The organism is Vibrio quintilis (assembly GCF_024529975.1).
Classification (GTDB): domain Bacteria; phylum Pseudomonadota; class Gammaproteobacteria; order Enterobacterales; family Vibrionaceae; genus Vibrio; species Vibrio quintilis.
The window spans coordinates 3,356,200-3,377,819 of the sequence record NZ_AP024897.1; the positions used below are offsets into that span (position 1 = coordinate 3,356,200).

At 43.8% G+C, this 21,620-nt stretch carries 20 protein-coding genes; 5 read left to right on the top strand and 15 right to left on the bottom strand.

From position 1 onward, the window contains the following. Positions 1-26: 26 nt before the first annotated feature. The 3 genes from frsA to OC443_RS15465 form a co-directional block, all read right to left on the bottom strand. Positions 27-1,271, bottom strand: a complete 1,245-nt coding sequence (frsA, locus tag OC443_RS15455) for an esterase FrsA (RefSeq protein WP_073585927.1) — start codon at positions 1,269-1,271, stop codon at positions 27-29. A gap of 290 nt (positions 1,272-1,561) precedes the next feature. Beyond that, positions 1,562-2,026, bottom strand: coding sequence for a xanthine phosphoribosyltransferase (gene gpt, locus OC443_RS15460; protein ID WP_073585926.1), 465 nt, complete (start codon positions 2,024-2,026; stop codon positions 1,562-1,564). Positions 2,027-2,053: 27 nt separating this feature from the next. Next, positions 2,054-3,346 (bottom strand): NCS2 family permease, encoded by a 1,293-nt coding sequence (locus OC443_RS15465; RefSeq protein WP_073585925.1) that lies wholly within the window; start codon positions 3,344-3,346, stop codon positions 2,054-2,056. 690 nt (positions 3,347-4,036) lie between these two features. Between OC443_RS15465 and OC443_RS15470 the strand changes: the two genes are divergently transcribed. After that, positions 4,037-5,518: an aminoacyl-histidine dipeptidase gene (locus OC443_RS15470; RefSeq protein ID WP_073585924.1), complete on the top strand. Its 1,482-nt coding sequence runs from the start codon at positions 4,037-4,039 to the stop codon at positions 5,516-5,518. A gap of 75 nt (positions 5,519-5,593) precedes the next feature. On the opposite strand, the gene OC443_RS15475 is transcribed toward OC443_RS15470, so the two are convergent. From OC443_RS15475 to OC443_RS15530, 12 genes are all read right to left on the bottom strand, one after another. Beyond that, positions 5,594-6,955 (bottom strand): sodium-dependent transporter, encoded by a 1,362-nt coding sequence (locus OC443_RS15475; RefSeq protein WP_073585923.1) that lies wholly within the window; start codon positions 6,953-6,955, stop codon positions 5,594-5,596. 226 nt (positions 6,956-7,181) lie between these two features. Continuing rightward, positions 7,182-8,249 (bottom strand): DNA polymerase IV, encoded by a 1,068-nt coding sequence (dinB, locus tag OC443_RS15480; protein ID WP_073585922.1) that lies wholly within the window; start codon positions 8,247-8,249, stop codon positions 7,182-7,184. Between the two features lie 15 nt (positions 8,250-8,264). Continuing rightward, a complete protein-coding gene (locus tag OC443_RS15485; RefSeq protein WP_073585921.1) occupies positions 8,265-9,347 on the bottom strand; it encodes a PA0069 family radical SAM protein in 1,083 nt (360 codons plus the stop codon). 148 nt (positions 9,348-9,495) lie between these two features. After that, positions 9,496-9,729 (bottom strand): (Na+)-NQR maturation NqrM, encoded by a 234-nt coding sequence (gene nqrM / locus OC443_RS15490; RefSeq protein ID WP_073585920.1) that lies wholly within the window; start codon positions 9,727-9,729, stop codon positions 9,496-9,498. A gap of 16 nt (positions 9,730-9,745) precedes the next feature. Then, entirely contained in the window at positions 9,746-10,783 is a 1,038-nt protein-coding gene (locus OC443_RS15495) for an FAD:protein FMN transferase (protein WP_073585919.1), read from the bottom strand. Between the two features lie 136 nt (positions 10,784-10,919). Next, complete coding sequence (nqrF, locus tag OC443_RS15500; RefSeq protein ID WP_073585918.1) at positions 10,920-12,143, bottom strand: NADH:ubiquinone reductase (Na(+)-transporting) subunit F; 1,224 nt, start codon at positions 12,141-12,143, stop codon at positions 10,920-10,922. A gap of 35 nt (positions 12,144-12,178) precedes the next feature. Beyond that, positions 12,179-12,775, bottom strand: coding sequence for an NADH:ubiquinone reductase (Na(+)-transporting) subunit E (gene nqrE / locus OC443_RS15505; protein ID WP_073585917.1), 597 nt, complete (start codon positions 12,773-12,775; stop codon positions 12,179-12,181). 7 nt (positions 12,776-12,782) lie between these two features. Next, positions 12,783-13,418: an NADH:ubiquinone reductase (Na(+)-transporting) subunit D gene (locus tag OC443_RS15510; protein WP_073585916.1), complete on the bottom strand. Its 636-nt coding sequence runs from the start codon at positions 13,416-13,418 to the stop codon at positions 12,783-12,785. Beyond that, the gene (locus OC443_RS15515) at positions 13,418-14,203 is read right to left on the bottom strand and encodes a Na(+)-translocating NADH-quinone reductase subunit C (RefSeq protein WP_073585915.1); all 786 of its coding nucleotides are present in this window, start codon (positions 14,201-14,203) and stop codon (positions 13,418-13,420) included. Before OC443_RS15515 ends, OC443_RS15510 begins: the two co-directional genes overlap by 1 nt. Continuing rightward, on the bottom strand, positions 14,190-15,437 hold the full coding sequence (locus tag OC443_RS15520) for an NADH:ubiquinone reductase (Na(+)-transporting) subunit B (RefSeq protein WP_073585914.1): 1,248 nt from the start codon (positions 15,435-15,437) through the stop codon (positions 14,190-14,192). Before OC443_RS15520 ends, OC443_RS15515 begins: the two co-directional genes overlap by 14 nt. A gap of 5 nt (positions 15,438-15,442) precedes the next feature. After that, positions 15,443-16,783: a Na(+)-translocating NADH-quinone reductase subunit A gene (locus tag OC443_RS15525; protein ID WP_073585913.1), complete on the bottom strand. Its 1,341-nt coding sequence runs from the start codon at positions 16,781-16,783 to the stop codon at positions 15,443-15,445. 436 nt (positions 16,784-17,219) lie between these two features. Further along, complete coding sequence (locus OC443_RS15530; protein ID WP_073585912.1) at positions 17,220-17,531, bottom strand: BolA family protein; 312 nt, start codon at positions 17,529-17,531, stop codon at positions 17,220-17,222. A 184-nt stretch (positions 17,532-17,715) separates the two neighbouring features. Between OC443_RS15530 and OC443_RS15535 the strand changes: the two genes are divergently transcribed. From OC443_RS15535 to OC443_RS15550, 4 genes are all read left to right on the top strand, one after another. After that, entirely contained in the window at positions 17,716-18,855 is a 1,140-nt protein-coding gene (locus OC443_RS15535; RefSeq protein ID WP_073585911.1) for a methyltransferase, read from the top strand. Between the two features lie 163 nt (positions 18,856-19,018). Continuing rightward, the gene (locus OC443_RS15540; RefSeq protein WP_073585910.1) at positions 19,019-19,588 is read left to right on the top strand and encodes a YajG family lipoprotein; all 570 of its coding nucleotides are present in this window, start codon (positions 19,019-19,021) and stop codon (positions 19,586-19,588) included. Further along, positions 19,589-20,167, top strand: coding sequence for a peptidylprolyl isomerase (locus OC443_RS15545; RefSeq protein ID WP_073585909.1), 579 nt, complete (start codon positions 19,589-19,591; stop codon positions 20,165-20,167). Positions 20,168-20,179: 12 nt separating this feature from the next. After that, positions 20,180-21,544, top strand: coding sequence for an AmpG family muropeptide MFS transporter (locus OC443_RS15550; protein WP_073585908.1), 1,365 nt, complete (start codon positions 20,180-20,182; stop codon positions 21,542-21,544). The last annotated feature ends 76 nt before the right edge of the window (positions 21,545-21,620 follow it).

Sequence of the window (21,620 nt, forward strand, 5' to 3'; positions counted from 1 at the left end):
CTTTTTAACGAAAACAAAAGCAATTGTCACTTAATTAGTTTATTTTCCAACCAATTTATAGCTAAACCGAGGGCTTGCTCATATCCTGAAAGTAATGTTCTGGATTTTATTTCCTTTGCTCTTCCCTGTGAGCTAAACATTGCAACTAATTGATTATCAGAGTAAGGGGAAACAATATCGCCTTCCAGCCCCAGGGCAAGGATAGGTATGGATGTTTTTCGTCCTCCGAGAAATCCCTGTGTTTTCAGAGACCAGGCCTTCAATTGTCTGGAAAGGCTATCAATATCAACAACATCCTTTCCCAGCCTGGACGCTAAAACATCCAAATACATTTTTGGCATTTTCTTTAACTGTTCAGGAGAAGACAATATATCGTGAATCGGAGCACCTAAGGTGACACAAGCTCTGACCCTGGTCGGCTCGAGAAATGATAACCGGGTCATTGCATTCCCACCGAAACGGAAGCCAACCAGCCCAACCCGGTGATGATCCACCCATGGCAGGTCAGAAAGCTGATTCAGAACCGCCTGATGTAAAACTGAAGTATCTTCTGTCAGTTGCCAGCCGGAATTATACCCAATGGAAGGCATGTCAATCGTCAACATAGCAATATCAAGCTCGGCCAGATAATCCCGGAACAGGCGCCACATATCCGTCTGCAAACTATCCAGTCCGGCACTCACCATGACCACAGGGTGAGGCTTATCGGTATTGGTTAAGTGTAAATGTCCGGTGATTTTTTTATTTTTGTATGGAAACTCAATCTGTTTCACAATATATGATGAAAGCTCTGCTGCTTCAGTATAAGCCGAACTTGCCAGAGCCTGAGCCTGAATTGCCAGATTATCATTTTTCAAATGCGGGTAACCCGCAATACTGTAACAAAGCGAGGCAGAAAAGAGCTTATCCGCAGCTTCATTTCCCTGTAGTTCAGATGACGCCTGATGATACTGCATACCAAGACGGTTCCATTCATAAGCCCAATTGCCTCCCCGGTATCCCATCACCGTGTCAAGCCAGCCATCAACGGTCCTTGTATGTTTGGAAGAGGCGATCCGCGCAAGTACTTCTTCCTGATCCACAGGGTTCAATCCCTGCCAGGCCCAAAGCATCCTTCTCAATGTCCGGTACCATGCCCCCTCATCTGAAATTTTCGAATCAATATAAGGCTGACTGCTTGGCATATACCGGGTCAGTGATGATGTCTCTTTTGCAGGCTTATGATTAGAGAATAATTTTTCAGACAGATTTTTACTTCTGTTTTTTAACATCTTTCAAACCTTTAAAGAATAACGGGACACCATGACATTTTAACCATGGCAAATATGTCATCTGGTAACTGTATTAAAATAACTTACGCAATAAGGACGTAATGTTATCCTCAGAAACGACATACCACATGTAAACCAAATTGTCTGAGGATACATTGCTTCGTATCAAATGAACCAGAAACGCGGCGTATTTCCCGAAAAAATGACGTATAGAAAGCATAACAAACAAAGTTAATCCTGTTTGCTTTGTTCAGGCAAAAAAAAAGGCCCGGTGAAAGGGCCTTCTCAGATTATTTCAACTTTCGATTCACTGGCTCAACATAATGAATCGCTGTATCCCAGGGCTGCTCAATCCAGGTATCCTGAGAAATGTCAACGACATAGTCATCGACCAGCTCTTTCCCGGCTGGTTTTGCACAAACTGTAATTAGCTTCGCTTTCGGATACATTTCACGAATTTTACGTGCAGTATCACCGCTATCGACCAGATCGTCGACAATCAAATACCCTTCACCATCGTGTTCAGGGGCTTTTAATACGCTCATATCGCGCTGATGATCGTGGTCATAGCTTGAGATACAAATCGTATCAACATACCGAATACCCAATTCCCGGGCAAGAATTGCAACGGGAACCAAACCACCACGACTTACACCAATCAAGCCCTTCCATTGCTCTGCAGGCATTTGTCGTTCAGCAAGTTCACGACAATACATCTGCATATTATCCCAGGTAATCAGAAACTTTTTACTCATACATCCATCCAGTTGTTTCTTTGTTCTTTACGCAACAATATATTTTACAGCAAAAATAATCGCCATAACCCATACACTTGATGACACTGCCGACACTTTCCCGCTAAATAGCTTAATTACTGCGTAAGAAATAAAGCCCATCGAGATACCTTCTGCAATCGAAGACGTCAAAGGCATCATCAGGCAGGTAACAACAACAGGCGCAGCTTCAGTTAAATCATGCCAGTCAATATGAACCAGTCCTGAAAGCATCAGGATGGAAACATACAACAATGCGCCAGCAGTCGCATAGGCAGGAATCATCCCGGCAAGTGGTGCAAAAAACAATGCCAGTAAGAAAAGCACACCGACAACAACAGCTGTCAGACCGGTTCTGCCGCCAGCTGCAACGCCTGATGCACTTTCAATATAAGAAGTTGTATTTGATGTTCCCAGAACCGCACCAACAGCGGTTGCTGAAGAATCGGCTAACAGGGCACGATTCAAGCGTGGAATTTTTCCGTCTTTGCCGATAAGGTTCGCTTTTTGCGCCACACCAACCAGTGTCCCGGCTGTATCAAATAAGTCGACAAATAAAAATGCAAACACAACGGAAACCATACCCACATCAGTCAGGGCAGAAAAATCCAGCTGCATAAATGTTGGAGCGATACTTGGTGGTAATGAAACAAGCTGTCCGGCCCATTGAACGTTACCAAGCAAAAGACCCAGAGCACTGATGACTAAAATAGAGATCATTACAGCTCCGGTAACATTGCGGTAGACTAATCCGATAGTAAGGAAAAAGCCTAAAGCTCCCAAAACACAAGGCAAAGAGGTAATTGGTCCCAGAGAGACAAGCGTTGCCGGGTTATCGACGATGATTCCGGCATTTTTCAGTGCAATAAAAGCAAGGAAAAGCCCGATACCTGCAGATATACCCGTTCTCAGAGACATCGGAATCGAATTAATAATCCATTCCCGGATTTTAAACAGACTTAACAGGATAAACAGCAGACCTGAAACAAACACAGCCGCCAATGCAACCTGCCACGAATGCCCCATCCCCAATACAACGGTATAAGTAAAGAAGGCGTTCAGTCCCATTCCGGGAGCCAGAGCGATTGGATAATTGGCAATAAATCCCATGATAAAACATCCGGCAGCGGCAGCAAGACAGGTTGCGACAAAAACAGCGCCCCGATCCATACCTGTATCAGCCAGAATCGCCGGATTCACAAAAATAATGTAAGCCATTGTCAAAAAGGTAGTAATACCGGCAATGACTTCTGTTCGCATGCTTGTCCCATGCTCACTCAGTTTAAATAATTTTTCTAACATACCCAGATCCCTGTATGTAAAGTTCAAGTAAACGGTTGCGTCAACAATTGGGGGGCGATTATAGAGATTTACACCCATAAATTCCAGATGAAATCATTTCAGGCCGGGCCACACCCGATGACCGGCAGAAGTTTGTGCTACCGCCCAAAAAGAGAGCAGTTTCATATTTCACGCATAAAAAAAACGCCACATCAAACAATGCGGCGATGGATTCAGAACAGATAAATCTCTGTTCATCTAACAATTCTTTCCAAAAATAGGGGTAAACATAATGTCCGAACTAAAATTTCCATTGAACCTCAGTTGTTAATAGACATAACAAACTGCGAGCCGAAAAACTTCACACCCGTTAAAACCGGCGGAAAAGCTCCTGTAAACCTATCTTTTCAAGGAACAAACAGAACTTCTACAGACGGTTACAAATATACCATAAAGAAAATTAATTACAATAAAATAGTGATGGGACGCAAAAAAAAGTCACCAAATAAGACAAAAAATAATCATTTGGTAATTAAATTACCAAACATAACAATTGAGTAATAATCACTGGAAATAAAAATGCGCAACTCATCTTCTATCGCGGAACTGAAGAGAGTAATATGCTTTTCATTATTCATTTAATGATATGAATACCCTTATTTTTATCAATCGGGGTCTGTTATTTCTTTATTTTTTTAGAAGGAGCTTTCTGTGTCTGAACTACAATCTGAAATCAGTCAACTTTCTCCCCAAAGCGTCTGGCAATTCTTTGATAAGATCTGTTCAATACCGCATCCGTCTCACCATGAAGAAACGCTCGCAGCTTATATTGTTGACTGGGCTCAGTCCTGTAGCCTCGAAGTGCGCAGAGATCCAACCGGCAATATCTTTATTCGTAAACAGGCCACACAAGGCATGGAAAACCGCAAAGGTGTTATCCTTCAGGCACATTTAGATATGGTGCCACAAAAGAATGATGAAACATCCCATGATTTTACTAAAGATCCGATTCAGCCTTATATTGATGGCGAATGGGTGAAAGCCCGGGGCACAACCCTTGGTGCTGATAACGGCATGGGTATGGCCACCTGTCTTGCCGTACTTGCTTCTTCTGATATAAAACACGGCCCGCTCGAAGTTCTGTTAACCATTAATGAAGAAGCCGGGATGGAAGGCGCATTCGGGTTAGAACCAGGATACCTGACCGGTGAAATATTACTGAATACAGATTCAGAGCAGGAAGGGGAAGTCTATGTGGGGTGTGCCGGTGGTATTGACAGTAAAATATCATTTGAAATTCACAGACAGGCTATTCCGGAAAATTACGTTACCCGCAAATTAACCCTGAAAGGGCTGAAAGGCGGCCATTCTGGCTGCGATATACATTTAGGCCGTGGCAATGCAAACAAAATTCTGGGACGCTTTCTGGCAGACTATGCTGAGCAATTGCAATTACGACTGGTTGATTTTAACGGTGGAAGTTTAAGAAATGCCATTCCCCGGGAAGCAACAGTTACGCTGAGCTTACCTGAGTCTCAGACTGGAGAACTGACAGCAGCATTCGATACATTTACAACGCTGATAAAGCAGGAGTTATCTCAGGTTGAAGAGAATATCACGACAGAAATTAAGCATCTCGAATCCAGTGAGATCAAACGACAGGTGTTTGATACACATACCCAACAACGTTTCATCGCGACTTTAAATGCCTGTCCGAATGGCGTCGTTCGTATGAGTGATGATATTGCCGGCGTGGTAGAAACTTCACTGAATATCGGCGTTATCCAGACTAAAGATACATCAATCTCAATGATGGGATTAATCCGCTCTCTGATTGACTCAGGCCGTCAGCAGGTTGAAAGCACGTTAACTTCTCTGGCTGCACTCTCAGCGGCAAACATTGATTTCAACGGTGCTTATCCTGGCTGGAAACCAGATACGGATTCTGAAATCGTTGCTATCTTCCGGGATAAATATGAGTCACTGTACGGCCATAAGCCGAATATTATGGTGATTCATGCCGGGCTGGAATGCGGACTATTCAAAAAGCCTTATCCGGATGTGGATATGTTATCTTTCGGGCCAACAATCAGGAATCCTCACTCACCGGATGAGCAGGTCAAAATCGATACGGTGGCTCAGTTCTGGGAACAAATGGTCCAGATACTTGCCGCCATTCCTGAAAAAGCATAAACAGACTGAATAATCAATGACTGAATGCCTGTATATACAGGCATTCAGCTTATTCAAATCACACAAAATCTGAGATTAAGATGACAAAGCGCCCCACAAGACAGCAATCACCAGCAACGGACAAACAAACCTGACATACACCGGCCATATTCTGCCGAACCAATGCTGAGAAAATTCAGGAAAGCCCTGTTCAAGTTCTTTAATTTTAGAACGGCGACTCCATACCCATCCACCAAACAAACAGAACATCAGTGCGGCTAAAGGCTGCAGATATTGCGTGGCAACTTTCACAACCAGACCAAACAAAGCAGAAAAATTAAACAAAATCACCACACTTCCGATGGCAATCAACCCGCCAAGCAGCCAGGTTGTCAGGCTTCTCCCGATATGAAAGCGTTCACTGACCAGAGAAACCGGACACTCCAGCATTGAAATAGAAGACGTTAATGCTGCAATTGTCAGTAACAAAAAGAACACCGCAGAAAATATTTGTCCCCATACACCAAGGCTCTCGAACATCATTGGTAAAACCCGGAAAACAAGTGTATCAGCATTCAGCAAATGTCCATCCTGCGCATAAATCTCAACACCATTGCTCATTGCAACAAACATTGCAGGCATCACAACCAGTCCGGCAATAAATGCCACGCCAGTATCAACAAATGTCACACTCATCGCCATTTTCGGTAAGTTCTCTTTTTTACTCAGATAAGAACCATAAATCAGCATCGAGCAACCGCCAATGGTTAAAGAGAAAAAACCCTGCCCCATCGCAGCCAGAATTAAGTCTTTATCCCAGACTTTTGAAAAATCAGGAATCAAATACTGCTTCAGACCTGCCATAGCACCATCCTGCATCAGGATATAGATGAATAAGATGGCAAATAAGATAAACAGAGCCGGCATTAAACGAGTTGACCATTTTTCAATCCCCTGCTTGACCCCGCCCTGGACAATCAGAATCGTCAGCACATAAAAAATAACGGTTCCAAGCAGATTCCGGCCCACAGAAAATGTTTCCAGCCAGGTGCCATCACCAAGCAGTCCGCCGGAAAGCTTACTGAGAGCTGCCAGAAAGAAACAGACAATCCAGCCGCCAACAATACTGTAAAATGCCAGCACAACACTTGGTACGCTCAACCCAAGCCATCCAACGCCACTGGCGACATTTTTCACCACAGGAACGTCCGAAAGTGCACGCACACTATCAACCGGATTCGCTTGTCCCTGACGACCTATCGCCATTTCAACAACTAACATCGGAAAAGCGACAAACACAATCAGTAATAAATAAACCAACAAAAATGCCCCGCCACCGTTACTGGCAACCTGAGTAGGAAACCCCCAGATATTCCCTAACCCAACAGCTGCGCCAGAGGCAGACAGGATAAATCCCAGACGTGATGCAAAAAGATCACGTGAAGAAGCTTGTGACATAAACCTTCACTCACATATCAATAAACTAGTCTGCGAGTACAGTAATACAAAAAGAACACAACCACAATTAATGACAGTTCAAAAATCTACATTTAGCATAAAAACCATCACGGCAATCTGTCAATAAATCTGAACACATCATAAAAATCTATTTATAGAAACAAACTAAAGATAATGCACACACCATGATTTCAGATATATTTTTCATCACCATTTTTAGAGATAATCAGATACTCAAACTCAACTGCCCCGATTCATCTTCGGGCCTGAGCATCAGGTGCAAACCTACCAGACGAATTTCTCTTCCCTGCTGACGCTCAATAATACGCTGCAGTAACCCCTCAAAGTCCTTCAGACTCAATTCCTGGTGAATATGCTCAATGGTTGTCTGCTGAAAATCAGCAAATTTAATTTTGATGCCTTGTTTGATAATTTCCCGTTGGCCATCCAGTGCCTGATAACGTTTTTTTAATTCCGGATAGAGCTGGCTTTCAATCAAATCCCAACATTCACGATATGTTTTAATATTTACAGATAACGTTCTTTCAACGCCCACTGATTTTCTCTCCCGTTCCGGCATCACTTCTCTCTCATCAATCCCATGGCTTTTCTTCCATAACGATGCGCCTAAACGACCAAAATCAAGCAACAACTGCCGGTAATCCATTGCCCTGACATCGGCACAACAATATAACCCAGCCCGATTGAGACGGTTAAGGGACACACGGCCAACACCCGGTATTTTTTCCAGAGGAAGATCATTAATAACCTGCTGCATCCTGTCAGGCGTAATGACATATAAGCCATCAGGTTTATTAATATCTGATGCAACTTTGGCAAGAAACTTAACCGGGGCAACGCCGGCAGATGCTGTCAGGTTCAGTTCCCGGGATATATCAGCCCGGATTGATTCAGCAATCAATGTGGCTGATCCCTGACATTGCGTCGCTGAAGAGACATCTAAATAAGCTTCATCTAAGGATAGCGGTTCAATTAAACCTGTATAACGCTGAAAAATGGCATGTATTTGCCTTGAAACATCCCGGTAGACCTGCATTCGTCCCGGTACGAGTGTCAGATTCGGGCAAAGCTTGAATGCTTGTGCCGTCGGCATGGCCGATCTGACTCCAAAGCGACGGGCTTCATAGTTGCAGGTACTAATCACACCCCGCTGCTTCTGGCTTCCTCCGACAGCAAGCGGCATACCTGTGTACTGCGGGAAGTCTCTCATCTCAACCGCAGCAAAAAAGCAGTCCATATCAATATGAATGATTTTCCTGATCGGTCGGGACATCAATAATTCTCACATCTAAAACAGACTAAACTGCTCACCGGCTTCCGGAGGAATCTTGAATTGGCTGACATCTAACTGATTCACTCTTCGGTGGTTCAGACCGGCTTGCTTTCTGGCCAGGTGGAAACGCTGACGTATCAGGTCTGCATATACACCGGTACCAGTCATTCTTGTGCCAAATTCACTTCTATACAAACGCCCCTGATGCATGTCTCGAATGCGGTTTAAAACCCGATCAGCTCTGTCTGGCAAATAATGTCTCAGCCACTCTTCAAATAAAGGAGCAACTTCATGAGGCAGGCGCAAAGAAATATAGTGAACGGAATTAGCCCCGGCTAAAGCACAGGCAGACACAATATTTTCTAATTCATGATCATTCACAAATGGGATCACCGGGGCAAACAGTGCACTCACCGGAATACCTTGCGTACATAAAGATTCAATGACTTTTAAGCGATTACTGCCAGAGGCTGCCCTGGGCTCAAGCTGACGCTTTAACTGATTGTCGAGCGTAGTGATACTGACCGCAACCTGAACAAGATTTGCTTCTGCCAGTGATTGTAATAAATCAATGTCACGCAAGATCAGATGACTTTTCGTAATCAGAGAGATTGGTTGCTTATACTTCAGAGCGACTTTCAAAAGCGACCGGGTTATCTTCAGCTTTTTTTCTATTGGCTGGTAAGCATCCGTATTAATACCAACAGCGATAGGCTGGCAAACATACTGAGGACGTCTCAACTCATGTTCAAATACTTCAGCAGCATTCGCTTTTGCAATGATCTTTGTTTCAAAGTCCAGCCCGGGAGAAAGTTCAAGGTAAGCATGCCCCGGGCGGGCAAAACAATAGATACATCCATGCTCGCACCCACGATAAGGATTGACGGACAATTTGAAGGGAACATCGGGAGACTCATTTTTTGAAATGAGTGTTCTGGCATTTTCAAAACGAACTTCGGTCGCCGGACCTGAATCCGTTACCTCCTCACATGGTACTGACTCAATCAGATAGCGCTCAAACCTGCCCGGGATTGTTGAGGCTGTTCCCCGGCCATTCAGATTATTTCTGGAGTTGGATTTGGATTCTGACGCAGACATAAGCAAATAAATACTGTTTATTTATACAGCATTATAGCTATTCTTATGTCACCTTCAACAATTATTAACCAGCGTACAATTTTTTCGGGATAAAAAATGAGCTGCACGGAAAGAATCCAGAGCAGCTCACTGAGTCAATCAGGAAAAACTAAACAATCCGGTCATTTTCCCAGTCAGCAAGCTTTTGTGCCCTTGCTGCTGCCTTCGCTTCCCGCTTTTTTCGGGCATCACAAGGTTCAGGGCAATTGCATACCTTTTCTATTCCAACTGCACCTAAGCCGCCACAGCTTCCGCTAACCATTTTCTTCTGAAATATATACCCAATAGCCATTGCAGCGATAACGACCAGAAACATTCCAAAAGTAATCAAAAAAGTACTCATTATTCATTACCTCTTCTTAATGCTTTAAGTATGGCTTAAAAGCACTGGATGTGACTTCAGTAAACCCATGCTCAGTTTTAACAACCATTAATACCGGGATTTCATATTTTTCGGCAATTCTGAGGCCCTCTTCATCTCCCAGAACCATAAGCCCGGTTGCCAGTCCATCAGCAGTCATTGCAGATTTATCGATCACCGTAACAGAAACCACTTTATTCGTAATCGGTTTTCCGGTTGAAGGATCAATAATATGAGAATATCGAACGCCATTTTTCTCAAAATAATTACGATAATCTCCGGAAGTCGCCAAGCCCATATCACCAGGTTCAATGATTTCCTGCACAGAACGCTTATCAACCGTTGGCTTCTCAATTGCGATTCGCCAGGCGGAACCACTAAGGTTCTGGCCGCTTGTCCGGAGCTCTCCACCGATTTCTACCATGTAGTTGTCAATGTTGTGGGTCGCAAGGTAATCGGCAAGCACATCAACTCCCCATCCTTTAGCAATTGTCGATAAATCAACATATAACGAAGGAACATCTTTACGAATCCCCTGCTCAGTCAGATTTAAATGATGGATACCTACGATTTTCCGGCGGGCCGATAATTCATCCTCAGTGGGAATCACCTCAGGTCTTCCTTCCGGCCCAAACCCCCACAGATTCACCAACGGACCAACCGTCACATCTAATGCTCCCTGAGTGATTTGGTTTAAGCGTATCGCCTCTTTGACCACAGCATATAACTGAGCCGAAACGGGAACCGAATCTGTTCCCTGATACTGATTAAAACGACTTAACTCAGAATCGGGCCGGTACGTCGACATTTGATTGTTCACTTCTTCGAGCAACCGGTCTGCCTCTGATTTAAGATGTTCAGGAGACGGAAGAGACTGAGTATCCGCTAAATACTTAATGTTATATGTTGTTCCCATAGTGGAACCATGAAGATGGACCAAATCCGGACCATTTTCACATCCGCCTAACAAAAGAGAAAAGGCAAGCAAAATACTCAGTTGTCCCGGCTTTACCCGCCTGAAAACTGAAACACACATGAGTCTTGAAATAAATCTTTGAATGCACCGGAGCACACCAAAACATCCGGACTGTCTTAACCTTCCAAGCATAATTTAGCCACCACTTAAAATAATGGCTGGCGTAAAGCCAGCCATTATTAAGTCAGATGATTAATTAACCACCGAAGTCATCAAGGAGGATATTCTCTTCCTCAACACCAAGATCTTTCAGCATATTAATCACTGCTGCATTCATCATTGGCGGACCACACATGTAATATTCACAATCTTCCGGCGCGTCATGATCTTTCAGATAGTTTTCATAAAGCACATTGTGAATAAACCCGGTATAACCATCCCAGTTATCTTCCGGCAACGGGTCAGACAAAGCACAATGCCAGACAAAGTTGTCATTTTCAGCCTGAAGCATATCAAAGTCCTCAACGTAGAACATTTCACGTTTCGAACGGGCACCATACCAGTAAGAGATCTTTCTTTGTGACTTCAGACGTTTCAACTGATCAAATATGTGCGAACGCATCGGCGCCATACCAGCACCACCGCCAACAAAGACCATTTCGGCATCTGTATCTTTGGCAAAAAACTCACCAAACGGACCAGAAATAGTACACTTATCGCCAGCTTTCAGAGACCAGATATAAGATGACATCTGACCCGGAGGCGCATCCGGATTATTTGGTGGCGGTGTCGCAATCCGAACGTTCAGCATGATAATGCCTTCTTCTTCCGGATAGTTCGCCATTGAATAAGCCCGAATGATATCTTCATCAACTTTTGACTCATAGCGGAATAAATTAAATTTATCCCAGTCAGGCCGGTACTCTTCAGGTACATCGTAATCTGAATAATTCACATGATGCGCAGGTGCTTCAATCTGAATATATCCACCCGCTCTGAATGGTACGGATTCACCATCAGGAATCTGCAACTTCAGCTCTTTAATGAAAGTTGCCTTGTTATCATTTGAAATAACAGTACATTCCCATTTTTTGACACCAAAAATTTCTTCAGGCAGCTCAATGTCCATATCGGTTTTGACTGAGACCTGACAAGCCAGACGCTCACCTTCCCGTGCTTCACCTTTAGAGATATGGCTGAGTTCCGTAGGCAAAATATCACCACCGCCAGATTTCACTCTGACTTTGCACTGACCACAAGAACCACCACCACCACAGGCAGAAGATACGAAAATACCAGATCCTCCAAGCGCACCAAGTAACTTTCCGCCAGGGGTTGTTACAATCGCTTTTTCCGGATCACCATTGATTGAAATTGTAATGTCACCTGTTGGCACCAGCTTCGATTTAGCAAACAAAATCACTAAAACTAATGCGAGTACAATCAGAGTAAACATCACTACGCCAAGAATTATGTCCATAGACTTTATTCCTTAATTGCTGCGGTTTACCCGACTTACAGTTGAACACCAGAGAAAGACATGAAGCCTAACGCCATTAAACCTACCGTGATAAATGTGATACCCAAACCTCTCAATCCAGGTGGCACATCGGCATACTTCATCTTCTCCCGGATACCTGCAAGCGCGACAATCGCCAGCATCCAGCCAACCCCGGAACCCAATCCGTACACGACCGATTCAGTAAAGTTATAGTCACGCTGAACCATGAAGGATACACCACCGAAAATTGCACAGTTCACTGTGATCAACGGCAGGAAAATCCCCAAAGCGTTATACAAAGGCGGGAAGAAACGATCCAAAACCATTTCAAGGATTTGAACCAAAGCAGCAATAACCCCGATAAAGGTAATAAAGCTGAGGAAAGTCAGGTCAATTCCCTGAATCAAGGCATTCTCTTTTAACACCAGGTTGTAAACCAGGTTATTGACTGGAACAGAGATCGTCAGAACCACTGTCACCGCAATACCCAGGCCGAACGCAGTTTTTACTTTCTTCGATACCGCAAGAAAAGTACACATGCCAAGGAAGAAAGAAAGCGCCATATTTTCAAGGAAAATAGACTTAACCAGTAAGCTAATATAATGTTCCATGATTCAATTACTCCTCTGGTTCCACTTGTTCAGGTTTGAACACACGGATCACCCAAATCATGAAACCGATCAGGAAAAACGCTGACGGAGCCAGCAGCATCAGGCCGTTGGGTTGATACCATCCACCATTATTTACCAATGGCAGAACTTCCAGACCGAAGATTTTACCTGAACCAAAAAGTTCACGCGCAAAACCGACAGTGATCAGTACAAAACCATATCCGAGACCATTTGCGATCCCGTCAATGAATGAAGGAAGTGGCGGCTCTTTCATCGCATAAGCCTCAGCACGTCCCATTACAATACAGTTTGTAATGATCAACCCGACGAAAACTGAAAGCTGCTTGGAAATATCGTATAGATAAGCTTTCAGAATCTGGTCCACCAAAATAACCAGTGAAGCAATAATTGCCATCTGAACAATGATACGCACACTGTTAGGAATGTGATTACGAATCAGAGAAACAAAGAAATTGGATAACGCAGTAACAAATGTCACCGCTAACGTCATCACAAACGCCGTTTCAAGCTTCGTTGTCACCGCCAGTGCAGAACAAACACCAAGAACCTGTAAGGCAATCGGGTTATTGTCCAATACGGGTGCAACTAAGCTGTTTTTCAGATTTTTGATACTACTAGACATTAGTTCAGTCCCCCATCACGGACCTTCGCCAAAAATGGCCCAAAGCCCATATCACCTAACCAGAAATCAAACTGGTGTTGAACACCATTACTGGTTAGTGTTGCGCCCGACAGACCATCAACGCCATGCTCTGAACCTGCTGGAGCACCGCCTTTTACAATCTTGATGGCTGGATGATGATTTTCATCGAAAAGCTTTTTACCAACAAAGTGAGCCCGCCAGTTGGGGTTTTCAACTTCACCACCCAGTCCCGGAGTTTCTCCCTGTTCATAGTAGATAATCCCATCGACCGTATTGCCATCTGTTTCAACTGCAACAAATGCATACATCATCGACCAAAGACCATTACCATGAATAGGTAGTATAAGCCGGGTCACTTTTCCATCCTGCTTCACCAGATAAACAAGGCCATAATCAGCACGAGAACCAATTTTAGCCACATCCTGCTCTGGTGTGAGTTTGACGGACTGCTTTTTATCTTTTGCAGCGACTCTCTGATCATAATCAGCAGCACTGACGCCATTTGCTGTTTTATCAGTTAGTTCACCGGTTTTAAAAATAACCAGCTTTGGTTCAATGTAAGTGTTATAGAGTTCAGAAACACTTCCGGAAGTCGTATCTACACCAGAAACCTCCAGAATTTTTTCTTGTTTATCTAATGCTGCGTTGGCCTGCTGCTTACTGCGCAGTCCAACCGCTGCTGCCGAAACGATAATTGAGCAAACTAGACTCAATGCGATAACAACAAACAGCGTTTTTTTAATGCTATCGTTATTGTTTGCCATAACGCGCTAATCTCCGTTTGATGTTCTTTTCAACAACAATGTGGTCAAACAATGGTGCAAATAAGTTCGAGAATAAAATCGCCAGCATCATCCCTTCCGGATATGCCGGATTCACAACCCGAATGAGCACACACATTACACCAATTAATATACCGTAGGCCCACTTACCCTTATTGGTAAAGGATGCCGATACAGGGTCGGTTGCCATAAAGAACATACCAAAAGCGAAGCCACCTAAAACAAGGTGCCAGTGCCATGGCATACTAAACATAGGATTGGTGTCAGAACCAATGACATTAAACAGTGTCGACAATGCAATCATACCGATCATCACACCGGCAATAATCCGCCATGATGCAATGCCCATGTAAACAATGAATGCCGCACCAATAGCCAAAGCTAATGTAGACACTTCACCGATAGAGCCGGGAATATTACCGATAAATGCGTCAGCCCAGCTAATCGCTTCACCGGTTACATTATGAATTAATGCATGACTTCCGCCCTGAGCCCACTGACTCAGTGCAGTTGCACCAGAAAAACCGTCAGCAGCAGTCCAGACGACATCCCCTGAGATCTGTGCAGGATACGCAAAAAACAGGAATGCACGGCCGGCAAGAGCCGGGTTCAGGAAGTTTCTGCCGGTACCACCAAAGATTTCTTTCGCAACAACAACCCCGAAAGTAATCCCGAGAGCGGCCTGCCAAAGCGGTAATGTTGGCGGAACAATTAACGCAAACAAAATGGATGTAACAAAAAAGCCTTCATTGACTTCATGTTTGCGTACCATACAGAACAAGACTTCCCAGAAGCCACCAACCAGAAACACAACCAGATAAATGGGCAAAAAGTACGTTGCTCCCAAGAGCATCTTACTTCCCCACCCCGCATCCTGGTCCATGGTTCCGCCAAGTGCATCAACGAGCCAGTAATGCCAGTTCGCATGAATCGCATTCGTCAGGTCTGCACCCTGATATAAATGATTCAGAGCAACGATTGCCTGCCCGCCCGCATTGTACATTCCCCAAAACATTGCCGGGAAAACAGCCAGCCAGACCATAATCATGATCCGCTTTAAATCAACACTGTCACGAACATGAGAGCTTCTTTTAGTCACGGTTCCCGGCGTATAAAAAACAGTTGCTGCCGCTTCATATAACGGGAACCATTTTTCGTACTTACCACCCGCTTCAAAATGAGGCTCGATGTCTTCTAGAAATTTTTTAAGACCCATGAGAATTACCCTTCCTTCTCAATCGTATCGAGGCATTCACGAAGGAGTTGACCATATTCGTATTTGCCCGGACATACAAAGGTACACAATGCAAGATCTTCTTCATCAAGCTCTAAAACGCCTAAACGCTGAGCACTTTCCAGATCGCCTGCACAGATATCACGAAGCAGTAATGTTGGCTCAATATCAAGCGGCATTACTTTTTCATAATTTCCAATGGGAACCATTGACCTGTCACTACCATTGGTAGAAGTGGTCATATTGAAAAGCTGTCCCTTGAAAAGGTGTCCAAGAAAAGAGCGGGTCACAGAGAATTTTCGCTTCCCGGGCATTGCCCAGCCTAAAAATTCTTTATCACGACCTTCGCGAAGCACAGAAACCTGCAGGTGATAACGGCCAAGATAAGCATGAGGACCAGATGCTTTTGTTCCGGTTAAAACCGAACCGGAAATAACACGCACTTCACCTGGCATTAACTCGTTATTTGTTAACTCATCCAGACTGGCACCCATAACAGTTCTGACCAAACGAGGTTGGTTAACAACCGGACCAGCAAGAGAGACCACACGATCAGTGTACAGCTCTCCGGTCAGGAACAGATGGCCGATCGCAATAACGTCCTGATAGTTGACAGACCAGGCAACACGCGCTGCATCAACCGGATAAAGGTAATGCATATGAGTGCCGGGCAACCCTGCCGGGTGCGGGCCTTCAAATACATGTTCTTCAACATTGGACTGAGAAGAGCGGGGTAAGCTCTTTCCATGTTTACAAACGTAAACTTTACTTTCGGTCAGTATGGATAAAATATCCAAACCGGCAGTAAAAGCATCAGCTTGTTCGTTGATAACTAATTGGGGGTCTGCAGCCAGGGGATTCGTATCTATAGCTGTTACGAAAATTGCCTTGGTTGAAGAATCAATAGCGGGAACCTTGCTAAATGGCCGGGTACGAAACGCAGTCCATAATCCGGAATCGACCAGCTGTGTTGTTATCTGGTCTCGATTCAGATTACCCAGTTGAGAGGCTTCAAATTTATCAAATGTCACCTGTTCATCGCCCGCAACTTCAATCACAACGGATTGAAGCACACGCTTTGCACCACGGTTTACTTCGATAACTTTACCACTCACCGGCGAAGTAAATTTCACTCCCTGGTTCTTCTTATCTTCAAAAAGGACCTGAGCTTTCTTTACTTCATCACCCACGCGAACATGCATTGTTGGACGCATGCCGACGTACTCTTCGCCAAGCAAGGCGACTTTGCTGATGGCTTTGCCATCATTTATCACCTGGGAAGGAGCTCCGGCAATAGGAAGGTCCAACCCTTTTTTTATTGTAATCATACGCACTTGCACTATTTTATCGGGAAAAAGATTCTTTTGACTGTATTATTCATCAGCTTAACTCAGACTTTAATATTATCAATCTAAGTTCAATCAATCTGACACGACATTCGTTAAACACCCTCCGTTATATTGACCGGAGTTGTTATTGTCATTTTGCAATATAACCACTTTTAACTTAGGGTTATGAATCACAGACGAAAAAGTGTACCACCGTTTAACCTCATAACACTATGCATAAAATGAACGGTTATGCTCTGATAAACAGGCATCGAACCAGAACAGATTTACCTCAGATATGAAATAAAACACACATCATGATACTATCTGATTTTTTATACACTTGTTTGTCTGCTCAATCTTATTTTTCAAAAAGATCCACTTGACTAAAAACTAATTTTTTAGACAGCGAATTTATATGATGGGATACTGCCAGTTAATCTTTCAGGCTACCACCGAAACACATCGGACTATCTGGAGCCAATTGGTTCTTGCTCCATTGCTCTGGCGTATATGTATGAATTGATAACGCATGCACACATTCCGCAAGTTCTTCAGCTAATACCTGATTCACAGCACGATGCTGTTCAATCAGACGTTTACCTTCAAAAAACTTACTGGCTATGACCACTTTAAAGTGGCTCTCTGAGCCCTTTGGAACATTATGCATATAACTTTCGTTGAGCACTTGTAAATAGTCTGGACGAAACGCTTCTGTTAACTTGGCTTCGATCACATCTTGAATCATTTAACTTCCTCTTCAGGCATCCCGGGGAATGAATCTGTTTAATTATAATACTTATACCCGGTGACACACCTACAGCGACATATATTACTATTCATCAGTCAATCAAGAAAGGTTTAGGTTCCTAGTTTATGCTGCATTTGAGACAATAATCGGATATTTAATTGACAGACCTATATGCAATCAGATGAAAAATGAACTACAACTTTATGATCGAACGTTAAAACTATCTCGCTACCCATATCGTTCAAATGATAAGTTGCAAGCGTGGGATGCGGGCGATGAATATATAATTCATCACACAGAAGAAGAAATGTCACTTGCTTCCGGTCAACGTATACTCATTCTGAACGACCATTTTGGTGCACTGTCGTGCTGGTTTTCACAGCGACATCAAGTCACTACAATGAGTGACTCCTTTCTTTCACACCAGGGAATCCAGCATAACCTGCAAGAAAATCAATGCCCTTCAATCAATTTACTGACAACGATGGATGACATACCCAGTAATGTTGATCTGGTGTTTCTTAAACTTCCCAAGATCAACCGGCATCTAATCTGGCAATTAAGCCAACTGCGCAAATACCTGCATCCCGCATGTCAAATCATTGCGGTCAATAAAGTGAAAGAAATTCATACGTCCACTTTAAAATTATTTGAGAAATACCTGGGCAGAACAACAACATCTCTGGCATGGAAAAAGCACCGTCTGATTTTTTCCATGCCAGATGCACCTCTGATACATTCAGCCTGTGAACCTGAATTAACCTGGGCAGTGGAAGGAGAATCTATCCGGTTAATCAACCTTCCCAATGTGTATTCTGGTGAAAAACTGGATCAGGGCGCTCGCTTTTTTCTGACACATATACCGGAAAACCCATTGTTTAAGCACATCGTAGATCTCGGGTGTGGTAATGGCGTGCTTGCAATTAAGGCAAAACAACTGAATCCGGCAGCATCAGTGACCTGTATTGATGAAAGCTTTATGGCTGTCGAATCAGCAAGACAAAATTTACACCACCACTTTTCAGATTGCAGTCATATCCGCTGTGTAGCCAACAATTGCCTCGATGATATCGAAGAAAAATCTGCCGATCTGATTCTCTGTAACCCACCATTCCACCAGCAAACTGCAATTACTGATCATATTGCCTGGCAGATGTTCTGTGATGCAAAGCATGTTCTGAACAATGGAGGGCAATTATTAGTGATCGGCAACCGTCACCTCGGCTACGATGGAAAATTGACAAGAATATTTGGAAAAACCAGCGTAAAAACTGTCGCTGCTAATAAAAAATTTGTTATCTTACAGGCAACTAAAGGTTAACTTCATCTGAGTAACGTGCAACTTTTGCAATCAGAAGCAATGAAAGAAGGCTACAATCATGTAGCCGGGTCATTCATATTCAGCGCTTTAGGCGCTGTTTCGTACCGATTTGCACAATAAAAGCACATCAACTTATGTGATACATCTTGAAAAGGAATCGATCATGAAAAAACTGGTTATTGCAGCATCTATTGCATTGCTTTCAGCCTGTTCAGCACCACAACAACAGCAAATTGACTTTTCCCCTCAGCCAACTCTGAGTCACAGTCGTATTGTTGATGGAAAGTCCTTCACCATGATGAGTAAAGACGTTAGAACGGCTCAATATGTTGCGCTCGTTGACAGCGGGCACGCCAACATCGATCCGGTACATTCTCACCAAAATGTACGCATTACGATTGAAAATGCGCTATCAAAACAGTTTGCATCTCAAGGCTTTAATATGAGTGTAAACAGTGAGAATACGGTCACAGCAGAAGTTCAGGAAGCGCTTGTTTCCGTGAAACATTCCATCATGGAAAGTGAAATGAATGCCAGCATCATCCTTGAGCTGACCGCAGAAACACCAACCGGGAAAATCGTCAAAACTTATCGTGGTACAGCGAAGAAAACTTCTCCGTTCAGTGCATCAAATGATGACATTGAAATGGTCTTTAATGACGTCGTGAATCTGGTCCTGAAAAAAATCGCTGATGACGATGAATTGAAAACCTACATGAAGGAGCACTTTTAAATGTTGAGACATTTGTTTTTGCTCCTGTGTCTGGCAAGCTTTAGTGCAGTCTCTGCTCCCAGTGTTGTGTTTGAAACAACACTGGGTAATTTTACGGTTGAGCTCGATGCTGAAAAAGCGCCGGTGACGGTTAAAAATTTCCTGCGCTATGTTGAAGACGGAAGCTACGCCGGTAGTATCTTTCACCGGGTGATTCCGGGGTTCATGGTTCAGGGAGGTGGCTTCAACAGCAAAATGAAACGACTGAAGTCTTACCCGCCCATCAGGAACGAAGCCAGTAATGGCCTGAAAAATTTAACAGCGACGATTGCTATGGCAAGAACTCAGAACCCTGACTCTGCCACAAGGCAATTTTATATTAACCTTGTCGACAATCACTTCCTTGATTATGGTGAACGCCCTCCCGGCTATGCTGTTTTCGGACGGGTCACTTCAGGCTTTTCAACCATTCAGGCCATAGGAAAACAGAAAACAAAATCTGCTGGTCACATGCAGAATGTGCCAGTGAAGCCAATCTTAATCACCCGGGTTCAGGTAAAGGATAATAATCCGCCGGAACAGCAGAAAACAGCAAAATAAGGCTGATTGAAGATGTCTTCAAATACCACCTCATGGAAAGCCACATTTCAAAGCTACATGGACAAACGACTCGCCTGGGTAATGATGCTCGGGTGTTCAAGTGGCTTTCCGTGGGTGTTAATTGGATCGAATATGTCAGGCTGGCTCAAAGATGAAGGCCTGACCCGTTCCGCGATTGGTTATTTTGGCAGCATCTTTACTGTCTATACGATTAATTTCCTGTGGGCACCTCTTGTTGACCGGGTAAGACTTCCTGTTTTAGGCCACTGGCTCGGGCAAAGAAGAAGCTGGATCTTATTTTGCCAGCTCATTATTTTGGGCGGGACGCTGACTATTGCTACCCTTAATCCGGCCAGCCACCTGATGTTTACTTCTCTGATCGCACTGATGATCGCAACAGCCTCAGCAACTCAGGATATTGCCATTGATGCATTCAGGATTGATTCATTCAAAAAATCAGAAGAATCAAAATTGCCACAGGCATCAGCGATGGCAGTAATTGGTTGGTGGACCGGCTATTCGTTACCCGGCTTCTTAGCATTTACTTATGCAAATGAATATGGCTGGGGACATATTTACTACGGCATGGCTGTAATTATTCTGTTGTTAATCACCTTCACACTTTTGGTCAGAGAACCCCAGACTCACCGAGACTTACTGCAACAGAAAGCAGAACAGCGCCATGAGCATTATACTCACTCTCCGGTGTTAACCTGGCTGACAGTGACTGTATTTGAACCATTTATCGACTTTTTCCGCAGAAATGGTGCTTCAGTTGCACTGACTTTATTGCTGTTTGTTTTTCTGTTTAAAGTTGGCGAAGCCTTTCTCGGACGGATGTCGATACCCTTCTATAAAGAAATCGGCTTCTCTAATGAACAGATTGGTTACTATTCCAAGCTGATTGGCTGGGGAGCAACCATGCTGTTCACTTTTCTGGGCAGTGTGGTCAATGTCCGGTTCGGTATTGTCAAAGGTCTGATGATTGGCGGAACAGCAATGGCCGCAAGTAACCTGATGTTTTCCTGGATAGCTGAAACCGGCCCGGATGAACATCTGTTTTTAGCCACAGTGATTGTGGACAACTTTACAACAGCTTTCTCAACCGTGGCTTTTGTTTCTTTCCTGACCTTAATGACAGGGCAGGCATTTTCTGCAACTCAGTATGCTTTACTGGCTTCACTGGGAAATGCAGGACGAACCGTTCTGGCATCTTTCAGCGGTGCGCTGGCCGATTATCTCGATAACTGGACCCTGTTCTTTATCCTGACAGCAGTGATGGTCATTCCCAGCCTGGTGATGCTTTATTCACTGCGTCACTATTTCTCGCGTTTATTGATCAAAGCAAAACAGGAGCGTCAGGAGAGCGCAGCCTGAATAAGATCCACCCGATTTAACAATTTCATCTTCCAATCATCGTTATTTTCTGATGATATATTATGAATCACTCATA

Excerpts from the sequence above, each read along its gene's own strand:
- OC443_RS15510 (WP_073585916.1), bottom strand. The coding sequence starts at position 13,418 with ATGTCTAGTAGTATCAAAAATCTGAAAAACAGCTTAGTTGCACCCGTA.
- OC443_RS15530 (WP_073585912.1), bottom strand. The coding sequence starts at position 17,531 with ATGATTCAAGATGTGATCGAAGCCAAGTTAACAGAAGCGTTTCGTCCA.
- OC443_RS15485 (WP_073585921.1), bottom strand. The coding sequence starts at position 9,347 with ATGTCTGCGTCAGAATCCAAATCCAACTCCAGAAATAATCTGAATGGC.
- OC443_RS15475 (WP_073585923.1), bottom strand. The coding sequence starts at position 6,955 with ATGTCACAAGCTTCTTCACGTGATCTTTTTGCATCACGTCTGGGATTT.
- OC443_RS15465 (WP_073585925.1), bottom strand. The coding sequence starts at position 3,346 with ATGTTAGAAAAATTATTTAAACTGAGTGAGCATGGGACAAGCATGCGA.
- OC443_RS15515 (WP_073585915.1), bottom strand. The coding sequence starts at position 14,203 with ATGGCAAACAATAACGATAGCATTAAAAAAACGCTGTTTGTTGTTATC.
- OC443_RS15540 (WP_073585910.1), top strand. The coding sequence starts at position 19,019 with ATGAAAAAACTGGTTATTGCAGCATCTATTGCATTGCTTTCAGCCTGT.
- nqrE (WP_073585917.1), bottom strand. The coding sequence starts at position 12,775 with ATGGAACATTATATTAGCTTACTGGTTAAGTCTATTTTCCTTGAAAAT.
- OC443_RS15545 (WP_073585909.1), top strand. The coding sequence starts at position 19,589 with ATGTTGAGACATTTGTTTTTGCTCCTGTGTCTGGCAAGCTTTAGTGCA.
- OC443_RS15535 (WP_073585911.1), top strand. The coding sequence starts at position 17,716 with ATGAAAAATGAACTACAACTTTATGATCGAACGTTAAAACTATCTCGC.
- gpt (WP_073585926.1), bottom strand. The coding sequence starts at position 2,026 with ATGAGTAAAAAGTTTCTGATTACCTGGGATAATATGCAGATGTATTGT.
- OC443_RS15525 (WP_073585913.1), bottom strand. The coding sequence starts at position 16,783 with ATGATTACAATAAAAAAAGGGTTGGACCTTCCTATTGCCGGAGCTCCT.
- dinB (WP_073585922.1), bottom strand. The coding sequence starts at position 8,249 with ATGTCCCGACCGATCAGGAAAATCATTCATATTGATATGGACTGCTTT.
- OC443_RS15495 (WP_073585919.1), bottom strand. The coding sequence starts at position 10,783 with ATGTGTGTTTCAGTTTTCAGGCGGGTAAAGCCGGGACAACTGAGTATT.
- OC443_RS15520 (WP_073585914.1), bottom strand. The coding sequence starts at position 15,437 with ATGGGTCTTAAAAAATTTCTAGAAGACATCGAGCCTCATTTTGAAGCG.
- OC443_RS15550 (WP_073585908.1), top strand. The coding sequence starts at position 20,180 with ATGTCTTCAAATACCACCTCATGGAAAGCCACATTTCAAAGCTACATG.
- frsA (WP_073585927.1), bottom strand. The coding sequence starts at position 1,271 with ATGTTAAAAAACAGAAGTAAAAATCTGTCTGAAAAATTATTCTCTAAT.
- nqrF (WP_073585918.1), bottom strand. The coding sequence starts at position 12,143 with ATGGACATAATTCTTGGCGTAGTGATGTTTACTCTGATTGTACTCGCA.
- nqrM (WP_073585920.1), bottom strand. The coding sequence starts at position 9,729 with ATGAGTACTTTTTTGATTACTTTTGGAATGTTTCTGGTCGTTATCGCT.